Source organism: Protaetiibacter intestinalis (assembly GCF_003627075.1).
Lineage (GTDB): Bacteria > Actinomycetota > Actinomycetes > Actinomycetales > Microbacteriaceae > Homoserinibacter > Homoserinibacter intestinalis.
In genome coordinates this window covers 2244660-2259063 of record NZ_CP032630.1, presented here as the reverse complement: position 1 = coordinate 2259063, position 14404 = coordinate 2244660, and the positions used below count along the sequence as shown (strand labels likewise).

Annotated in this window: 15 protein-coding genes; 6 read left to right on the top strand and 9 right to left on the bottom strand. The window is 72.4% G+C overall.

Going from position 1 to position 14404, the window contains the following annotated elements:
- Positions 1-80: 80 nt before the first annotated feature.
- Together D7I47_RS10660 and D7I47_RS10655 are read right to left on the bottom strand one after the other, a co-directional pair.
- Positions 81-2963, bottom strand: a complete 2883-nt coding sequence (locus D7I47_RS10660; RefSeq protein ID WP_193726432.1) for a UPF0182 family membrane protein — start codon at positions 2961-2963, stop codon at positions 81-83.
- Positions 2964-3053: 90 nt separating this feature from the next.
- The gene (locus D7I47_RS10655) at positions 3054-4157 is read right to left on the bottom strand and encodes a YlbL family protein (protein WP_227000624.1); all 1104 of its coding nucleotides are present in this window, start codon (positions 4155-4157) and stop codon (positions 3054-3056) included.
- 97 nt (positions 4158-4254) lie between these two features.
- Here D7I47_RS10655 and D7I47_RS10650 point away from each other — a divergent pair, with 97 nt between their 5' ends.
- Positions 4255-5616 carry a zinc-dependent metalloprotease gene (locus D7I47_RS10650; RefSeq protein ID WP_120763017.1) on the top strand — a complete coding sequence of 454 codons (1362 nt, stop codon included), beginning with the start codon at positions 4255-4257 and terminating at the stop codon, positions 5614-5616.
- Between the two features lie 24 nt (positions 5617-5640).
- Here D7I47_RS10650 and D7I47_RS10645 read toward each other — a convergent pair whose 3' ends face one another.
- Both D7I47_RS10645 and D7I47_RS10640 read right to left on the bottom strand, forming a co-directional pair.
- Positions 5641-6135: a GNAT family N-acetyltransferase gene (locus D7I47_RS10645; protein WP_227000622.1), complete on the bottom strand. Its 495-nt coding sequence runs from the start codon at positions 6133-6135 to the stop codon at positions 5641-5643.
- Between the two features lie 31 nt (positions 6136-6166).
- On the bottom strand, positions 6167-6871 hold the full coding sequence (locus D7I47_RS10640; protein WP_120763016.1) for a M23 family metallopeptidase: 705 nt from the start codon (positions 6869-6871) through the stop codon (positions 6167-6169).
- Between the two features lie 322 nt (positions 6872-7193).
- Here D7I47_RS10640 and D7I47_RS10635 point away from each other — a divergent pair, with 322 nt between their 5' ends.
- A complete protein-coding gene (locus tag D7I47_RS10635) occupies positions 7194-7415 on the top strand; it encodes a hypothetical protein (protein ID WP_120763015.1) in 222 nt (73 codons plus the stop codon).
- Positions 7416-7493: 78 nt separating this feature from the next.
- Positions 7494-8894 (top strand): acyltransferase family protein, encoded by a 1401-nt coding sequence (locus D7I47_RS10630; protein WP_227000620.1) that lies wholly within the window; start codon positions 7494-7496, stop codon positions 8892-8894.
- On the opposite strand, the gene D7I47_RS10625 is transcribed toward D7I47_RS10630, so the two are convergent.
- Entirely contained in the window at positions 8777-9349 is a 573-nt protein-coding gene (locus tag D7I47_RS10625; protein ID WP_120763014.1) for a hypothetical protein, read from the bottom strand. The genes D7I47_RS10630 and D7I47_RS10625 overlap by 118 nt on opposite strands.
- A gap of 68 nt (positions 9350-9417) precedes the next feature.
- The gene (locus D7I47_RS10620; RefSeq protein WP_120763013.1) at positions 9418-10917 is read right to left on the bottom strand and encodes a DUF7059 domain-containing protein; all 1500 of its coding nucleotides are present in this window, start codon (positions 10915-10917) and stop codon (positions 9418-9420) included.
- A gap of 105 nt (positions 10918-11022) precedes the next feature.
- On the opposite strand from D7I47_RS10620, the gene D7I47_RS10615 reads away from it, so the two are divergent.
- Entirely contained in the window at positions 11023-11646 is a 624-nt protein-coding gene (locus tag D7I47_RS10615; protein ID WP_120763012.1) for a TetR/AcrR family transcriptional regulator, read from the top strand.
- Between the two features lie 35 nt (positions 11647-11681).
- A complete protein-coding gene (locus D7I47_RS10610) occupies positions 11682-12173 on the top strand; it encodes an FBP domain-containing protein (RefSeq protein ID WP_120763011.1) in 492 nt (163 codons plus the stop codon).
- Position 12174: 1 nt separating this feature from the next.
- On the opposite strand, the gene D7I47_RS14785 is transcribed toward D7I47_RS10610, so the two are convergent.
- On the bottom strand, positions 12175-12348 hold the full coding sequence (locus D7I47_RS14785) for a hypothetical protein (RefSeq protein WP_157981704.1): 174 nt from the start codon (positions 12346-12348) through the stop codon (positions 12175-12177).
- Positions 12349-12366: 18 nt separating this feature from the next.
- The gene (locus tag D7I47_RS10605) at positions 12367-12927 is read right to left on the bottom strand and encodes an OsmC family protein (RefSeq protein ID WP_120763010.1); all 561 of its coding nucleotides are present in this window, start codon (positions 12925-12927) and stop codon (positions 12367-12369) included.
- A 103-nt stretch (positions 12928-13030) separates the two neighbouring features.
- Here D7I47_RS10605 and D7I47_RS10600 point away from each other — a divergent pair, with 103 nt between their 5' ends.
- Entirely contained in the window at positions 13031-14152 is a 1122-nt protein-coding gene (locus D7I47_RS10600) for a calcium:proton antiporter (RefSeq protein WP_120763009.1), read from the top strand.
- Positions 14153-14164: 12 nt separating this feature from the next.
- On the opposite strand, the gene D7I47_RS10595 is transcribed toward D7I47_RS10600, so the two are convergent.
- Positions 14165-14353 (bottom strand): PspC domain-containing protein, encoded by a 189-nt coding sequence (locus D7I47_RS10595; RefSeq protein WP_227000618.1) that lies wholly within the window; start codon positions 14351-14353, stop codon positions 14165-14167.
- Between the last annotated feature and the right edge of the window lie 51 nt (positions 14354-14404).

The window sequence follows — 14404 nt, the reverse complement described above, 5'->3', positions numbered from 1 at the left end:
CTTGAGATGGGAAGGATGGGAAGGGCGGGAACGAGGGGAAGAGCGTCGGAGCGGGATGCGAGACGGGACCGCGGCGGGCGTCAGCCGGCGAGCTCGATGGCGCGCTCGACGGCCTCCTGCATGCGCTGGTCGGCCTCGGCGGCGGCGACCAGGTCGCCGTCGGCGTAGGCGGCGGTGCGGTCGTCGAGCGCCTTCTTGTAGTCCGCGAGCGCCTCCTTGAGGGCCGAGGAGTCGACGTCCGAACCGGTGCCCTCGTCGGTGCCCGGCGTCTCGCCCGTGCCCTCGTCGGTCCCGGTGCCCTCGTCGCCGCCCTCGGCATCCGCGTCTCCCGCGGGGGCGCCCGAGTCGCCCTCGAAGAGCGCGTCGAGGGCCTCGTCGAGGGTGTCCTCGAACGCGACCTTGTCGCCGAACGCCACGAGCACCTTGCGCAGCAGCGGGTAGCTCGTCTCACCGGTCGAGCGCACGTAGACCGGCTGCACGTAGAGCAGACCGCCGCCGACCGGGAGGGTCAGCAGGTTGCCGCGCGTGACCGTCGTCGAGCCGCGCTCGAGCAGGGCGATCTGGTTCGCCACCTCGGTGTCGGTGTTGAACGAGTTCTGCACCTGGCCGGGGCCGGGCACCGTCGTCTGCGACGGCAGGGTCAGCAGCGTGAGCTTGCCGTAGTCCTCCCCCGCGTCCGCATTGGCCGTGAGATAGCCCGTGAGCACGCTCTGGCTGTCGGAGCCCGCCTGGGTGCGCGGGATGTAGGTCGAGTAGATCGTGAACGCGGGGCTCGTGCTGCCGGGCACCTGCATCGTCAGGTAGTACGGCGGCTGCGCGACCTCGTTCGTCTGGGTCGGGTCGTCGGGCGTGGCCCAGGCGTCCTCGCTCGAGTAGAAGGTGCCCGCGTTGGTCACGTGGTAGGTCTGCAGGATCGACCGCTGCACCTTGAAGAGGTCGGCCGGGTAGCGCACGTGCGAGGTGAGCTCGGCGCTCATCTCGGATGCCGGGCGCAGCGAGCTGGGGAAGATCTTCTGCCAGGTCTTCAGGATCGGGTCGTCGGTGTCCCACGCGTAGAGCGTGACCTCGCCCGTGTAGGCGTCGACGGTGGCCTTGACCGAGTTGCGGATGTAGTTGATGTCGTCGATCGGGTACCCGGGCGCCGGCGTGTAGGTGTCGGCGATCGTCGACGACAGCTGCTCGATGCTCGAGTAGGGGTAGTCGGCGGTCGTCGTGTAGCCGTCGACGATCCACACCACGTGCCCGTCGACGACGGCCGGGTAGGTGTCCGAGTCGAGCGTCAGGTACGGCGCCACCTTCTTCACGCGGTCGAGCGGGTCGCGGTCGTACAGGATCTGCGACTCGGAGGTCACCGCATCCGACAGCAGCAGGTCGGCCGACTGGAACTTGAGCGCGTAGACGAGCTTCTTGACGATGTTGTCGAGCACCGGGCCGCCGTCGCCGGCGTAGGTGGTCTTCGCGTTGACGTCGCTCTCCTCGCCACCCGAGGGGTAGTCGAGCTCGATCGGGTCGGCACCCTCCGGGCCGCCGACGATCGAGTAGGTGGGCGACTTCTCGCCGAAGTACACGCGCGGCTCGAAGTCGCCGAGCTCGCCCGTCGACGGGATGCCCGACTCGAGGAACTCCGGCTGGCCGTCGACCGTGCGCTTGTTGCCGTAGGCCGCCACGACGCCGAAGCCGTGCGTGTAGACGAGGGTGTTGTTGTACCAGCTCGAGGAGTTCTGCCCGGCCTGGTTGAGCTCGCGCACCGCGAGCACGGTGTCCTGGGTCTGGCCGTCGATCTCGTAGCGGTCGACGTCGAGGTGGTCGGCGAACTGGTAGTACTGCTTCACCCGCTCGAGCTGCGAGAAGGTGTCGCTCACGAGCGCGGGGTCGAGGATGCGGATGCTCGCGGTGGTCTCGGCGTCCTCGCGGAGGGCGCCGGAGGAGGCGGTCGTGACCGCGTCGTAGGGCACGACGTCGATGTCGTCGACGCCGTAGGCGGCACGCGTGGCCTCGATGTTGCGGTTGATGTACTCGGCCTCCGCGGTGCGGGCGTTCGGGTCGACCGTCAACCGCTGCACGATCGCCGGGTAGACGGTGCCGATCACGAGGCTCGACACGATGAGCAGGCCGGTGCCGATGAGCGGCAGCCGCCAGCGTCCGATGACGGCGGTCACGATGAACAGCACCGCCACGAGGGCCGCGATCCCGGCGAGGATGGCGCGCCCCGGGATGCCGGCGTTGACATCCGTGTAGGTCGCACCCGTGACGATGCCGGTGTCGTCGGTGAGGGTGGCGTACTGGTCGAGCCAGATGCTCACCGCCTGCAGCGCCACGTAGACGGCCGCGGTGACGGCGATCTGGATGCGCGCGGGCCGCGTGATGCGCACCTCGCGACCGTTGATGCGGATGCCGCCGTACAGGTAGTGGGTGGCGATCGCCGCGAGGCCCGCGATGAGCACGATGGCCGAGGCGTAGGCGACGACGCCGCGGTAGAACGGCAGCTCGTACACGAAGAAGGAGATGTCGAAGCCGAACACCGGGTCGGTCTGGCCGAACGGGGTGCGGTTCACGAACTGCAGCGCCACCGCCCAGCGCGAAGCGGTCGAGACACCCACGAAGAGGCCGAGCAGCACCGGGATCCCGACCATCGCGAGGCGGCGCAGCGGCTCGACGACCTGCTGGTAGCGGTCGAGCTGCGAGTTGAGCTTCTGGTAGAGCGGCCGCGAGCGGAACGCCAGGTACACGCTCAGCCAGATGGCGAGGCCGGTGGTGGCGAAGCCGATGAAGAACATGACCGCCATGGCGGTCCACTGCGTCGTGAGCACCGGCAGGTAGCCGAGCTGGTCGAACCAGAGCACATCGGCGTACAGGTTCGCGAAGACGAGGAAGCCGACGACGATGACGGCGAGCACGGCGATGACGATGGCGACGGTGCTGCGCCCACGCGTGCGGGGATCGGTGCTGCTGACGGATGTCACGGGTAACACTCCTGCGGGTCAGCGGGGTGGATGCGGTCCCCGCGGCTCACCACGATCCTAGGGGCGCGCTCCTGGGCAGGCTCTGGGAGCTCAGGGCGAGCAGCCCGCGAACCCGGCGGTCGAGGCGCCGTCGCCGATCGCCGTGACGACGTCGGTGGCCTCGGCGAGCGTCGACACGGCGAACACGGTGAGCCCGTCGGGGATGTGCCCGACGACGGCGTCGCAGTTCGCCTCGGGGGCGAGGAACCAGTCGGCTCCGGCATCCCGGGCGCCGATCATCTTCTGCCGGATGCCGCCGATCGCGCCCACCGCGCCGTCGGCGGCGATCGTGCCGGTGCCGGCCACATGCTCGCCGCCGGTGATCGCGCCGGGGGTGAGCTTGTCGGCGATGGCGAGCGCGAACATCATGCCGGCGCTCGGCCCTCCGACGTCCTGCAGGCGGATGTCGACGTCGAACGGGAAGTCGTACTCGATGGCGGGCACCACCCCGATGATCGGGGTCGGGTCGCCGGCGGAGCGCTCGACCGGCACCAGGGTGACGGCCTGCTCCACCCCGTCGCGCCGGATGCCGAGCTCGAGCGGCTCGCCGACCCCGCCCGCCTGCACGGCGGCGCGGAGTCCGGCATCCGTCGAGACGGCCGTGCCGCCGACGGTCAGCAGCTCGTCGCCCTCCTCGAGCACGCCGTCGGCCGGCGCCCCCTCGGAGACCGCTCCGACGGTGACGACCGAGTCGAAGTCGATGCCGAGCTCGGTGAGCGCGGCGGCCGTCGCCGTCTGCTGGGACTGCTGCATGTCGAGGGCGCTCTGCGCGTCCGACTCCTCCTGCGTCTGCCCGGCGGGGAACACCGACTCGACGGGCAGCACCGCCTTGCGCGGGTCGAACCAGGCGGCGATGACGTCGAACCAGTCGAGCGGATGGTCGGGCGAGCCGTCGAGGTAGACGGTGAGCAGGTCGAGCCGCCCGTCGGTCGGGTAGGTCTCGGCGCCCGAGATGTCGATGACGGGCACCTCGTCTCCGTCGACGTCGGTCGTGCCGAGGGTGTCGTAGACGGGGCCGGGTCGTTCGACGACGTAGGGGCTCGGCGAGATCGCGAGCAGCAGCGTCGCGAGCACGGCGGCGAGGATGAGCACCTGCCCGACCAGCTGGCCACGGGTGCTGCGCTCCTGCGGCGGGGCGGCCGGGAACAGCGTCACGAGGGTCCTCCGTGTTCGCTGCGGGCGCAGCCGAGACGGGCCCAGCCTAGGGCCAACCCCCGGTGCTTCCCTGGGAGCGGGGTCTAGCGTTGACCACATGGCAGACGACCCGCGCGACCCGATGCGAGACGGAGACGGCGACCCGGGCGAGGAGTTCCGCGACATGCTGCGCGACTTCCTCTCCGGCAACTCGGACCTCGACCCCGCCCAGCTCGCGAGCGCCGCCGGACTGCCCGCCGATCCGGAGCTCGTGCAGCGCCTCATCGGCCAGCTGCAGCAGGCGCTGCAGAACTCGGGCGACGGCATCAACTGGGGTCTCGCCCGCGAGCAGGCCACCGCCCTCGCGGCCCGTTCCGCCGTCGCGGCGACCCCCGCCGAGGTCTCCGCCCTCGAGCAGGCGCTGCATGTGGCGGCCCTGTGGCTCGACGAGGCCACCGACATCGCCGCGCTCACGACCGAGCCGACCCTGCTGACGCGCGCCGGCTGGGCGGAGGCGACGATGCCGGTCTGGACCCAGCTCGCCGAGCCGGTGGCCACCTCGATCGCGACGGCGCTCACCGAGGTGCTCGAGGAGCAGGCCCCCGAGGAGTTGCAGTCGGTGCTGGGCGACGCCGGCCGGCTGATGCGCAACGTCGGCGGCACCCTGTTCGCGATGCAGCTCGGCCAGGTGGTCGGCCAGCTCGCCCAGGAGGTGGTGTCGGGCGGCGACGTCGGCATCCCGCTGCTCGACGGCGAGACGCGCCAGGCGGCGCTCGTGCCGCAGAACGTCGACGGCTTCGCGAAGGGCCTCGAGATCCCGATCGACGAGGTGCGCCTGTACCTCGCGGTGCGCGAGCTCGCCCACGCACGGCTGTTCCGGCACGCGAAGTGGCTGCGGCTGCACCTGCTCACGCAGGTCACCGACTACGCGCGCGGGGTGCGCATCGACACGGGCCCCCTCGAGGAGCTCGCCGCCGACTTCGACCCGCAGAACCCCGAGGCGCTGCGTGAGGCGATGACGAGCGGCAAGCTCATCCCGCCGAAGACGGAGGAGCAGCTCGCGGCGCTGTCGCGTCTGGAGACCATGCTCGCCCTCGTGGAGGGCTGGGTGGATGTCGTGACCGCCCAGGCGACCACGCGGCTGCCGAAGTCGGCGGCGATCGCCGAGTCGGTGCGTCGTCGGCGCGCCGCGGGGGGCCCCGCAGAGTCGGCGTTCGCGAGCCTCGTGGGCCTCGAGCTGCGCCCGCGGCGCCTGCGCGAGGCGGCGGCCATGTGGCAGGCGGTGACGGATGCCGTGGGCGCCGAGGCGAGGGACGCCCTGTGGGCGCACCCCGACATCGTGCCGACCGACCGCGACATCGACGACCCGACGCTGCTCATCGCGCGGCTCACGGGAGACGAGCCCGCGGAGGACGACGTCGACCGCGCCCTGCAGGAGCTGCTCGACGACACGACGGGCGAGCGCCCGCACGAGGACTGAGCCCGCGGCTCGCGCGCGGACGGCTCAGACGGGCGCCGCGAGCAGCGCCACGACGATCGCGCCGCCCTTCGTCGCCTGACGCCCCACCTCGGCGAAGCCCATCGCCGCGTGGAAGGCGAGCGATTCGGGGTTCGGCGGCTCGACGTTCACCTCGCAGGTGACCTCGGAGGCGCCGCGCGCCCGGGCCGCGTCGAACACCCGCCCGTAGAGTTCGCGCCCGAGCCCCGCGCCGCGCGCCGCGGGAGCGAGCACGATGCGGTCGATGTAGAGGAAGTCGTCGGAGCGCGCCGAGAAGAAGCGGTAGTTCTCGCTCGCGTAGTCGAGCCCCGGGACCATCGCGAGCACGAAGCCCACCGGCACGGCATCCCGCTCGGCCACGAGCGCGAGCGTGCTGTCGGCGACGAGGGAGGCGAACTCGTCCGGCGGCGTCACGGGCACGGCCGGCGTCGCCGCGTCGTTGATCGCGACGAGCGCGGCGAGGTCGCCGACCGCGACGGGGCGGATGACGGTCTCGGGCACCCTGCCACCGTATCCGGGGCGGCCCGCGCTGTCAGCCCGCCCAGGCCTCGGTGACGTGCGTGCGCAGCCAGGCGAGCGGGTCGACGAAGGTGTTCTCGTCGACGATGATCGAGAAGTGCAGGTGGGTTCCCGAGGTGGGGCCCGTGTTGCCGATCAGCCCGATGACGTCGCCGCGCGAGACGACCGTGCCGACCGGCACGTTCGAGCCGCTCACGAGGTGGGCGTAGCCGCTGTAGACGGTCTGGCCGTCGATGTCGTGCTGCATGACGACGTAGCTGCCCCAGTCGGACATCGAGCGCGCGACGACGACGCCGTCGGCGATCGCGTGCACGGGCGTGCCGTAGCCGGGGGTCCAGTCGACGCCGGAGTGGTTGGTGGAGCAGCCCACGCACGGCGCCGAGCGGTGCCCGAAGCCGGCCGTGACGGTGCTCGACGGGTCGACCGGCCACTGCACCATCGAGTAGGTGATGACGTCGTAGCCGTCGCGCTCCTCGGTGACGGGGGCGCTCAGCTTCGAGGTGACGGATGCCATGGTGATGTTCAGCTCCTGCCCCTCGAGCTCCACCTCGGGCGCGGCGACGGTCGTGGCGCTCGCCGGCAGGTCGTGCACGACGACGAGGGCCATGATGAGCGCCAGGGTGCCGATCGCGAGGGTGCGACGGCTGACGGCGAGGAAGCCGCGGAGCGGTGCGTGGAGGTGCGCGGACGCGTGAACGGGTGAAGACGGGTGGGGCACGAGGTCGGGTCTTTCGGGTTTCTCGAACCGCGGAGCGGTTCAGCGCAGCTGCGCGCCGTCGGATCGGTCGGGCCGTCGATCGGGAGGGCGGATGGACGGCGGAATGATCACACCGAAGCCTCCCGGGCCGCTATCCACGGTGCCTCAGCTTCCTGGCAGAACCCTGGCATCCGCCTCGGCAAGCCGTGGGAACGTCACCATGGCGAGCTTTTCGGTAACACTCGGACAACTCCCGAGGTATTCCCTTGTCACACGCAGGCGAGCGGTCGTCTAATGGAAACGTCCCCCGAACGAGGGAGAGATCGAGAAGGGACGCTCCGCCATGCACCACACGATCGAATCGCCGACGACGATCGCCGTGCTCGAGGTCGAACGGGTCCTCGACGATGTCCACCGGGTCCGTGCGGGGAAGCACGTGCTCGGCTACATCCTCGAGACGGGTTCCGTGTACGTGACCCTCCGCGGTGACATCTTCAACACCTCGGTCGAGGTCGGGCAGTCGCACGACCTCGACGCAGCCATCCGCATCCTCGCGGGCGACTGAGCCACCACCCGGGCGCCGCGCGGCGTCCCGGGGACGTGGCGTGCCCGCATCCGCGCGCCCCGCCGCTACAGTGTGCTCGTGACGACGGCGTACCCCACTCCGGTCGGCGGCAGCGCCCTCGACCGGCGCGACCTGACGCTCGACCTGGCGCGTGTGTTCTGCGTGCTCATGGTCGTGGCGATCCACCTCATGTTCGTGGGGGTGGGCCCGGATGCCTCGGGCGGCATCTCGGTGAGCCGTCCCCTCGAGCAGCAGCCGTGGTTCTGGGCGGCCACCTGGGCGGGGCAGATCATGCCGCTGTTCTTCGTGGTGGGCGGCTTCGCCACCGCGACCTCGCTGCGCAGCACGCGCCGCCGCATCCCGGATGCCGGGCTCGCGGCGCGCTCCTTCGTGCACGGACGCATGCAGCGTCTCGCCCGCCCGGCCCTGCCGGCGCTGCTGTTCCTGGCGATCGCGCTCACCGGCGCGACGCTGCTGGGCGTCGACCCGGCGCTCGTCGACTCGGTCGCGACGGGCGTCGGCAGCCCGCTGTGGTTCCTCGGCGCCTACCTCATCTGCCAGCTCGCCGCGCCCGCGCTGCACGGCTGGCACGAGCGGGCCCCGCGCGCGACGCTCGGCGTGCTGTTCGCGTGCGTCGTGACGGTGGACGTGCTGCAGTTCTCGCTGCCGTGGGTGCCGCAGGACGACTCCGGCATGAGCTTCCTCGGCTACCTCAACCTGCTGTTTGTGTGGCCGCTCGTGCAGCAGCTGGGCTTCTGGTACGCCGACGGCTGGTTCGCCCGCCGCGCCTGGTGGCAGCTGCTGGGGATCGCGGCGCTGTGCTGGGCGAGCCTCGTGCCGATGACCGTGTGGGGTCCGTACTCCGACAACATGCTCACCAACCTCAACCCGCCGACCCTGCCGCTCGTGGCGCTCGGGCTCGGCCAGGCCGCGCTGCTGCAGCTGCTCAAGGCGCCCCTCACGGCGCTCATGCGCACGCGGGCCGCCCGCGGCGTCGTGTACGTGGTCGGCACGCGGCTCATGACGATCTACCTGTGGCACCTGCCGCTCATCGTCGCGCTCGCGGGGCTCGGTCTGCTGGTGCCCGCGCTCGGCCCCGTGCCGGGCAGTGCCGCCTGGTGGTGGTCGCGGCTGCTCGTCTACCTCGTGGTGCTCGGGCTGCTCGTGCTGCTGTCGTTCGCGGTGGGCCGGTTCGAGCACCCGCTGCCGGTGGACCGTCCGGCGTCGACGGGTGTGCTCGCGGTGGCCGGCGCCCTCACGATCGTGCCGACCGTGGCGATCACGATGCTGGGGCTGGATGCCGTGCTCGCGGTGGTCGCGGCGCTCGGCTACGCCGTGGCGGTGCTGCTGCTGCGCTCGGGTCAGAACCCGAAGTCGCCGAAGTCGGCCGAGCCGAAGTCGGCCGAGCCGAAGTCGGCATCCGCGGATGCGTCGGCACCCGCGTCGGAGGCCCCCGTGTCGGAGGCGGCCGGGTCGTAGGCGGCGTCCCACGGCAGGAAGGCGCTCACGAGCGCCGACCCGATCACGTAGCCCGCGACCGTGCCGAGCATCGAGCTCGCGAGCATCGACCCGAACGACGGACCGCCGGGCGTCACGCCCGCGGTGCTGCCGGAGAGGGAGCGCTCGAGAGATCCCGGCGAGCGCAGCTCGGCGCGGGTCGCCGCGCGCGCGAGGGTCGCCGGCTCGCTCGACAGCGGACGCTCACCCGTGCCGGCGCCGCGGCTGAGCTCCTCGTAGATGAGGGCGCGCTGGCTGTCGGTGAGGCGGGCGAAGGCCTCGGCGTGCACCTGCTCGATCGTCTCGGGCGGGGCGGTGCGCAGCAGGTAGCGGTAGCGCTCGATCGCACGCCGGTCGACCGTGTCGGCCGCCGGGACGGGCTCCCGGGTGCGCGCCTGCGGCTCATCCGATCCGAACAACCGATCGAGAAATCCCATGAAAGCGCCTCCGGTCGTCACGCTAAGCGGGCGGCCTGGACGGCGGCTGTGATGCGGCTGGCTGTCGGCTAGACGAGCGGACGGAGGACCCCGTCGGCGACCAGTTCGCGCACCTCGGCGACGATCCCGAGACGCAGCGGGGCGGCATCCGTCTCGAGCAGCGCGGCGACGGCGTCGACGATGACGCCGAGCGGGAGCTCGCCGTCGCACGCCCCGACCACCGCCGCGAGCGCCGGGTCGACGCGCAGCTCGCGGCGCAGCCCCCCGCCCTGACGCAGCAGGATGACGGAGGGGTCGGCCTCGCCCGGCCAGTGGCTGCGCTCCTCGGTGACGTCGGGGGCGACCCGCAGCCGCAGCCCGAGCAGCGTCTCGTCGTCGAGCGCGGCGACGAGGTCGCGCGCCGCGAGGCACTCGGCGAGGTGCGCGCCGATCCCGGCGACCTCGTCGAGCGGGGCGCTCACGCGCTCGGCGCGTCGGAACGGCGGTGTGCCGTCGGCCAGGCGCAGCACGAGGTAGCCGAAGCCGACGCCCGTGACGCCGCGGCGGGCGAAGTCGTCGAGCCAGGCCGCGCACAGCCGCTCGAACTCGGGGGTGCCGGGCCGCGTGCCGCCGTCGCGGATCCAGGTCTCGGCGTAGCGCGCCGGATCGAGCTGCTCGCGTTCGACGATCCAGCAGTCGAGGCCGGCGTCCGTGGCCCAGTCGGCGGCGCGCTCGAGGCCATCGACGCCGGCGCGGTACTCCCAGTTGCCGAGCAGTTGCGCCGTGCCACCGGGCGCCAGGTGCGCGGCGGCTCCCGCGATCACGGCGGCGACGAGCGCGTCGCCCTCGAGCCCGCCGTCGCGGTACTCGTAGGCCGGCACCTCGGGGCTGCGCGGGGTGATGACGAACGGCGGGTTCGACACGATGCGGTCGACCCGCTCGCCCGCGAGCGGTGCGTAGAGGTCGCCGAGGCGGAACTCGATGCCCTCGACGCGGTTGAGCTCGGCGTTCAGGCGCGCGTAGCGCAGGGCGCGTTCGGAGATGTCGGTGGCGACGACGCGGTCGGCGAAGCGGCGCGCGTGCAGTGCCTGGATGCCGCAGCCGGTGCCGAGGTCGAGCGCCGTGGCGACGGGTGTCGAGAACTGCAGGCCGGCGAGCGTCGTGGAGGCGCCGCCGACGCCGAGCACGTGGTCGACGCGCAGGGTGCCGCCCGTCGCGAGCTCGCCGAGGTCGGAGGCGATCCACCACTCCCCCGCGCCGTGCAGGTCGACGAAGGCGTACGGCCGCAGGTCGACGAGCGGGCGCGCGAGCCCCGCGTCCGCCTCGAGGAGCCCCAGCTCGGCGGCACCCCCGAGACCGAGCGCCGGCAGGGCGGCGGCCACGGCATCCGCGGCGACCGTCTCGCCGAGCACGAAGAGCCGGGCGAGCACCGCGACCGGCTCCGCGGATGCGGCGAGCGCGCGGGCGGCGGGCACCCGGTTGCCGCGACGCAGCGCGGCCTCCGCCTCCGCACCCCACAGCCCGTCGAGCCGGTCGACGCGGTAGCGGGCCGCCTCGAGGTCGGAACGGAGCGCATCGACGAGGGTCACGTGACCATTGTGTCGGCACCGAAGGGTGACATCCTGTCATGTGTACGCCGTCCACATGACCGCGCCCCTAGGATCTGAGCAACACCCGACGCGTTCCGGAGACACATGAGCACGCCCCGCGCCAGCTACCGCCACGGCGACCTACGCCAGGCGCTGCTCGACGCCGGCATCGAACTCGCCCGCGAGGGCGGCCCGGATGCCGTGGTGCTGCGCGAGGCCACCCGCCGCGCCGGGGTCTCGCCCAACGCCGCGTACCGCCACTTCGCCGACCGTGCGGCGCTCGTGCAGGCGGTGAGCGACGCGGCGCAGGGCCACGCGGCCCGTTCGATCGAGCAGGAGCTCGCCCAGGTGCCACCCGGCACCGACGTCGCGGGAGCGCAGGAGCGGCTGCGCGCCGTCGGCATCGGCTACCTGCGGTTCGCGCGCGACGAGCCGGGGCTGTTCCGGGCCGCGTTCAGCGTGCCGGCCGACCTGAACCGGGCGTTCGGCCCCGAGAAGGCGGGCCCGGGAGGTCGGAGCCCGTTCGGCCTGCTCTCGCAGGTGCTCGACGAGCTCGTCGCGACGGGCGCGCTGCCGCCCGAGCGCCGACCGGGCGCCGAACTGCTCGCCTGGTCGTCGGTGCACGGGCTCGCGATGCTCGTGCTCGAGGGGCCGCTGCGGGGCCTCGACCGCGACACCGCGACCGCCGCCGGCCGCGCCCTCGTCGAGATGGTCGTGCGCGGACTCTGAGCCGCATCCGTGCGGTCGGGCTAGCCTGGGGCCACATGCTTGCACTCACCGCCGCCGAGATCCGCGACTGCTTCGTCAACGCGGGCGCGATCGACACCGACCGCATCCCGCTGCCGGGGCTGCACGAGGTGCTGTGGGACGACCGCGAGTTCCTGGGCTGGCGGGACGGCTCGACCGCCCACCGCGGCTACCTCGTGTTCTGGCGGGGCACCCGCCCCGTGGGCATCGTGCTGCGCGCCGCCGAGACGCGGCTCGCGGGCGGCTCGGCGATGTGCTCGCTGTGCCAGATCACCCAGCCCGCCGGGCAGGTGCGCATGTTCACCGCCCTGCGCGCGGGCGACGCCGGCCACGCGGGCGACAGCGTCGGCACCTACATGTGCGCCGACCTCGGCTGCCCGCACCTCATCCGCATCGCCCCGCACGGGAGCCCGTGGGATCCGAACCCGGAGGCGGTCGTCGCGCAGCGGGCCGAGGGGCTCAGCCGGCGGCTCGAGGCGTTCGCGGCGAAGGTGCTCGCCGCGCGGTAGCTCAGTCGAACCGCTCCAGCAGGTGGAACGGGATCATGAAGGCGACCGACGCCAGCACGATGCCGCCGAGGAAGAGGGCGCCCGCCTCGAAGCCGTCGAGCGAGAACGCGTAGCCGAACGCCAGGAACGACGCGACGAAGAGCACGAGCGACAGCAGGAAGACGACGACCTTCATGCCGCCACTCTAGCGGCGTCAGGCCTTCGAGACCGCCACCGAGACGGGCGTCGCGTTGGCGAACAGGTCGAGCACGGGGCAGTGCTCATCGACCGCCGTGCGCAGCTGCTGGTAACGCTCCTCCGACTCGGGGCCGGTGATGCGGATGTCGAGACGCACCGCACCGAAGCCGGGCCGCACGGTCTCGTCGATGCCGAACAGCTTCTGCGCGTCCAGATCGCCCTCGGCGAGGATCTCGATGTCGTCGACGCGGATGCCGAGGGCCTGCGCGTAGAGGCGGTAGACGACGATCTGGCACGAGATGAGCGCGCCGAGCGCGTACTCGACGGGGCTCGCGGCGACGTCGTCGCCCGCGAGGGCGCCCGGCTCGTCGACGACGAACTCGTGGCGGCCCGCCGTGATGCGCGAGGCGACCGAGCCCTCGCCCGTGCCGCGCACGCGGTAGGTCAGCTGCGCCGCGGAGGCGTCGGCGGCGATGCGCTCGCCCCACGCGGCACCCGCGGAGTCGAGCCGGGCGGCGCGCTCCTCGGCGGTCGAGGCGGGGACGGAGGTGCGGACTGCGGTGTCGAGGATCGTCATGTCCGCGACGGTAGGGCGTCCGCGGCGCCGAGGCGAGGGCCCCGCAACGCACCGTCACGGAACGTCACGGGGTGACACATCCGGGGCCTGCGAGAATGGACGGATGAGCGGCGCGGCATCCCCCACGAACCTCGTGCGCCGGGCGCTGCACAGCTGGGTGTGGGTGCTGCCGGCCCTCGGGGTGATCGCGCTCGTGCTCACCTGGAACCGGGAGCTGCCGACCGCCGTCTACCTGCTCGTCGGAGCGGTGCTCATCGGGGTCGTGCTCGCCGCGGTGCACCACGCCGAGATCGTCGCCCACCGGGTGGGCGAGCCGTTCGGCTCGCTCGTGCTCGCGGTCGCGGTGACCGTCATCGAGGTGGGCCTCATCATCACGCTCATGCTCGGCAAGGCATCCGTCGACACCTCGACGCTCGCCCGCGACACGGCGTTCGCGGCCGTCATGATCACGCTCAACGGCATCCTGGGCATCTCGATCCTCATCGGATCGCTCAAGCACGAGACGCCGCGCTTCAACCCCGAGGGGGCGGGCGGGGCGCTCGCGGTGGTCGTGACCCTCACCACCCTCACGCTCGTGATCCCCTCGTTCACGGTGTCGGAGCCGGGGGCGCGGTTCTCGCCCGCGCAGCTCGTCTTCGTCGCGATCGCCTCGATCGTGCTGTACGGCGCGTTCGTGCTGCTGCAGACGGGACGCCACCGCGACTTCTTCCTGCCGGTGGCGAAGGACGGGCGCATCATCGACGAGGACCAGCACTCCGACCCCCCGTCGACCCGCACCACGATCGTGAGCCTCGGGCTGCTGCTCGTCGCGCTCGTCGCCGTCGTCGGCCTCGCGAAGGCGGTCTCGCCCGGCATCGAGAACGTCGTGGAGGCGGCCGGGGTGCCGCAGTCGTTCGTCGGCGTCATCGTGGCGCTCGTCGTGCTGCTGCCGGAGGGGCTCGCGGCGGCGAAGGCGGCGGCGCGCAACCGCCTGCAGACCTCGCTCAACCTCGGCATCGGCTCGGCCATGGCATCCATCGGCCTCACGATCCCGGCGCTCGCGGTGGCCTCCATCTGGCTGCCGACGCCGCTCACCCTCGGCCTCGGGCCGGTGCAGATCATCGAGTTCCTGCTGACGGTCGCGGTCGCGACCCTCACGGTCGTGCCGGGACGCGCCACGCGCCTGCAGGGTGCCGTGCACCTCGTGCTGTTCGCGGCGTTCCTCTTCCTCGCGACCACCCCGTAGCCGCGGCGCCGGTCACTCCTCGGGGACGACGATCCAGAGCACGACGTAGACGACGATCGCCGCGCCCGCGAAGAACGCGGCGACCACGGTGAGCACGCGGGTGAGGGTCACATCCCAGCCGAAGCGCTTGGCGACGGCGGCGCAGACACCCCCGATCACGCGGTCGGAACGGGAACGGACGAGAGGGGTTGAGGCGGTCATGACCCCATCGTGCCCCCTCGCGCGGCTCCCCGACATCCGGTGAACCCCCGA

Excerpts from the sequence above, each read along its gene's own strand:
- D7I47_RS10650 (WP_120763017.1), top strand. The coding sequence starts at position 4,255 with ATGGCAGACGACCCGCGCGACCCGATGCGAGACGGAGACGGCGACCCG.
- D7I47_RS10635 (WP_120763015.1), top strand. The coding sequence starts at position 7,194 with ATGCACCACACGATCGAATCGCCGACGACGATCGCCGTGCTCGAGGTC.
- D7I47_RS10625 (WP_120763014.1), bottom strand. The coding sequence starts at position 9,349 with ATGGGATTTCTCGATCGGTTGTTCGGATCGGATGAGCCGCAGGCGCGC.
- D7I47_RS10615 (WP_120763012.1), top strand. The coding sequence starts at position 11,023 with ATGAGCACGCCCCGCGCCAGCTACCGCCACGGCGACCTACGCCAGGCG.
- D7I47_RS10610 (WP_120763011.1), top strand. The coding sequence starts at position 11,682 with ATGCTTGCACTCACCGCCGCCGAGATCCGCGACTGCTTCGTCAACGCG.
- D7I47_RS14785 (WP_157981704.1), bottom strand. The coding sequence starts at position 12,348 with ATGAAGGTCGTCGTCTTCCTGCTGTCGCTCGTGCTCTTCGTCGCGTCG.
- D7I47_RS10605 (WP_120763010.1), bottom strand. The coding sequence starts at position 12,927 with ATGACGATCCTCGACACCGCAGTCCGCACCTCCGTCCCCGCCTCGACC.
- D7I47_RS10600 (WP_120763009.1), top strand. The coding sequence starts at position 13,031 with ATGAGCGGCGCGGCATCCCCCACGAACCTCGTGCGCCGGGCGCTGCAC.
- D7I47_RS10595 (WP_227000618.1), bottom strand. The coding sequence starts at position 14,353 with ATGACCGCCTCAACCCCTCTCGTCCGTTCCCGTTCCGACCGCGTGATC.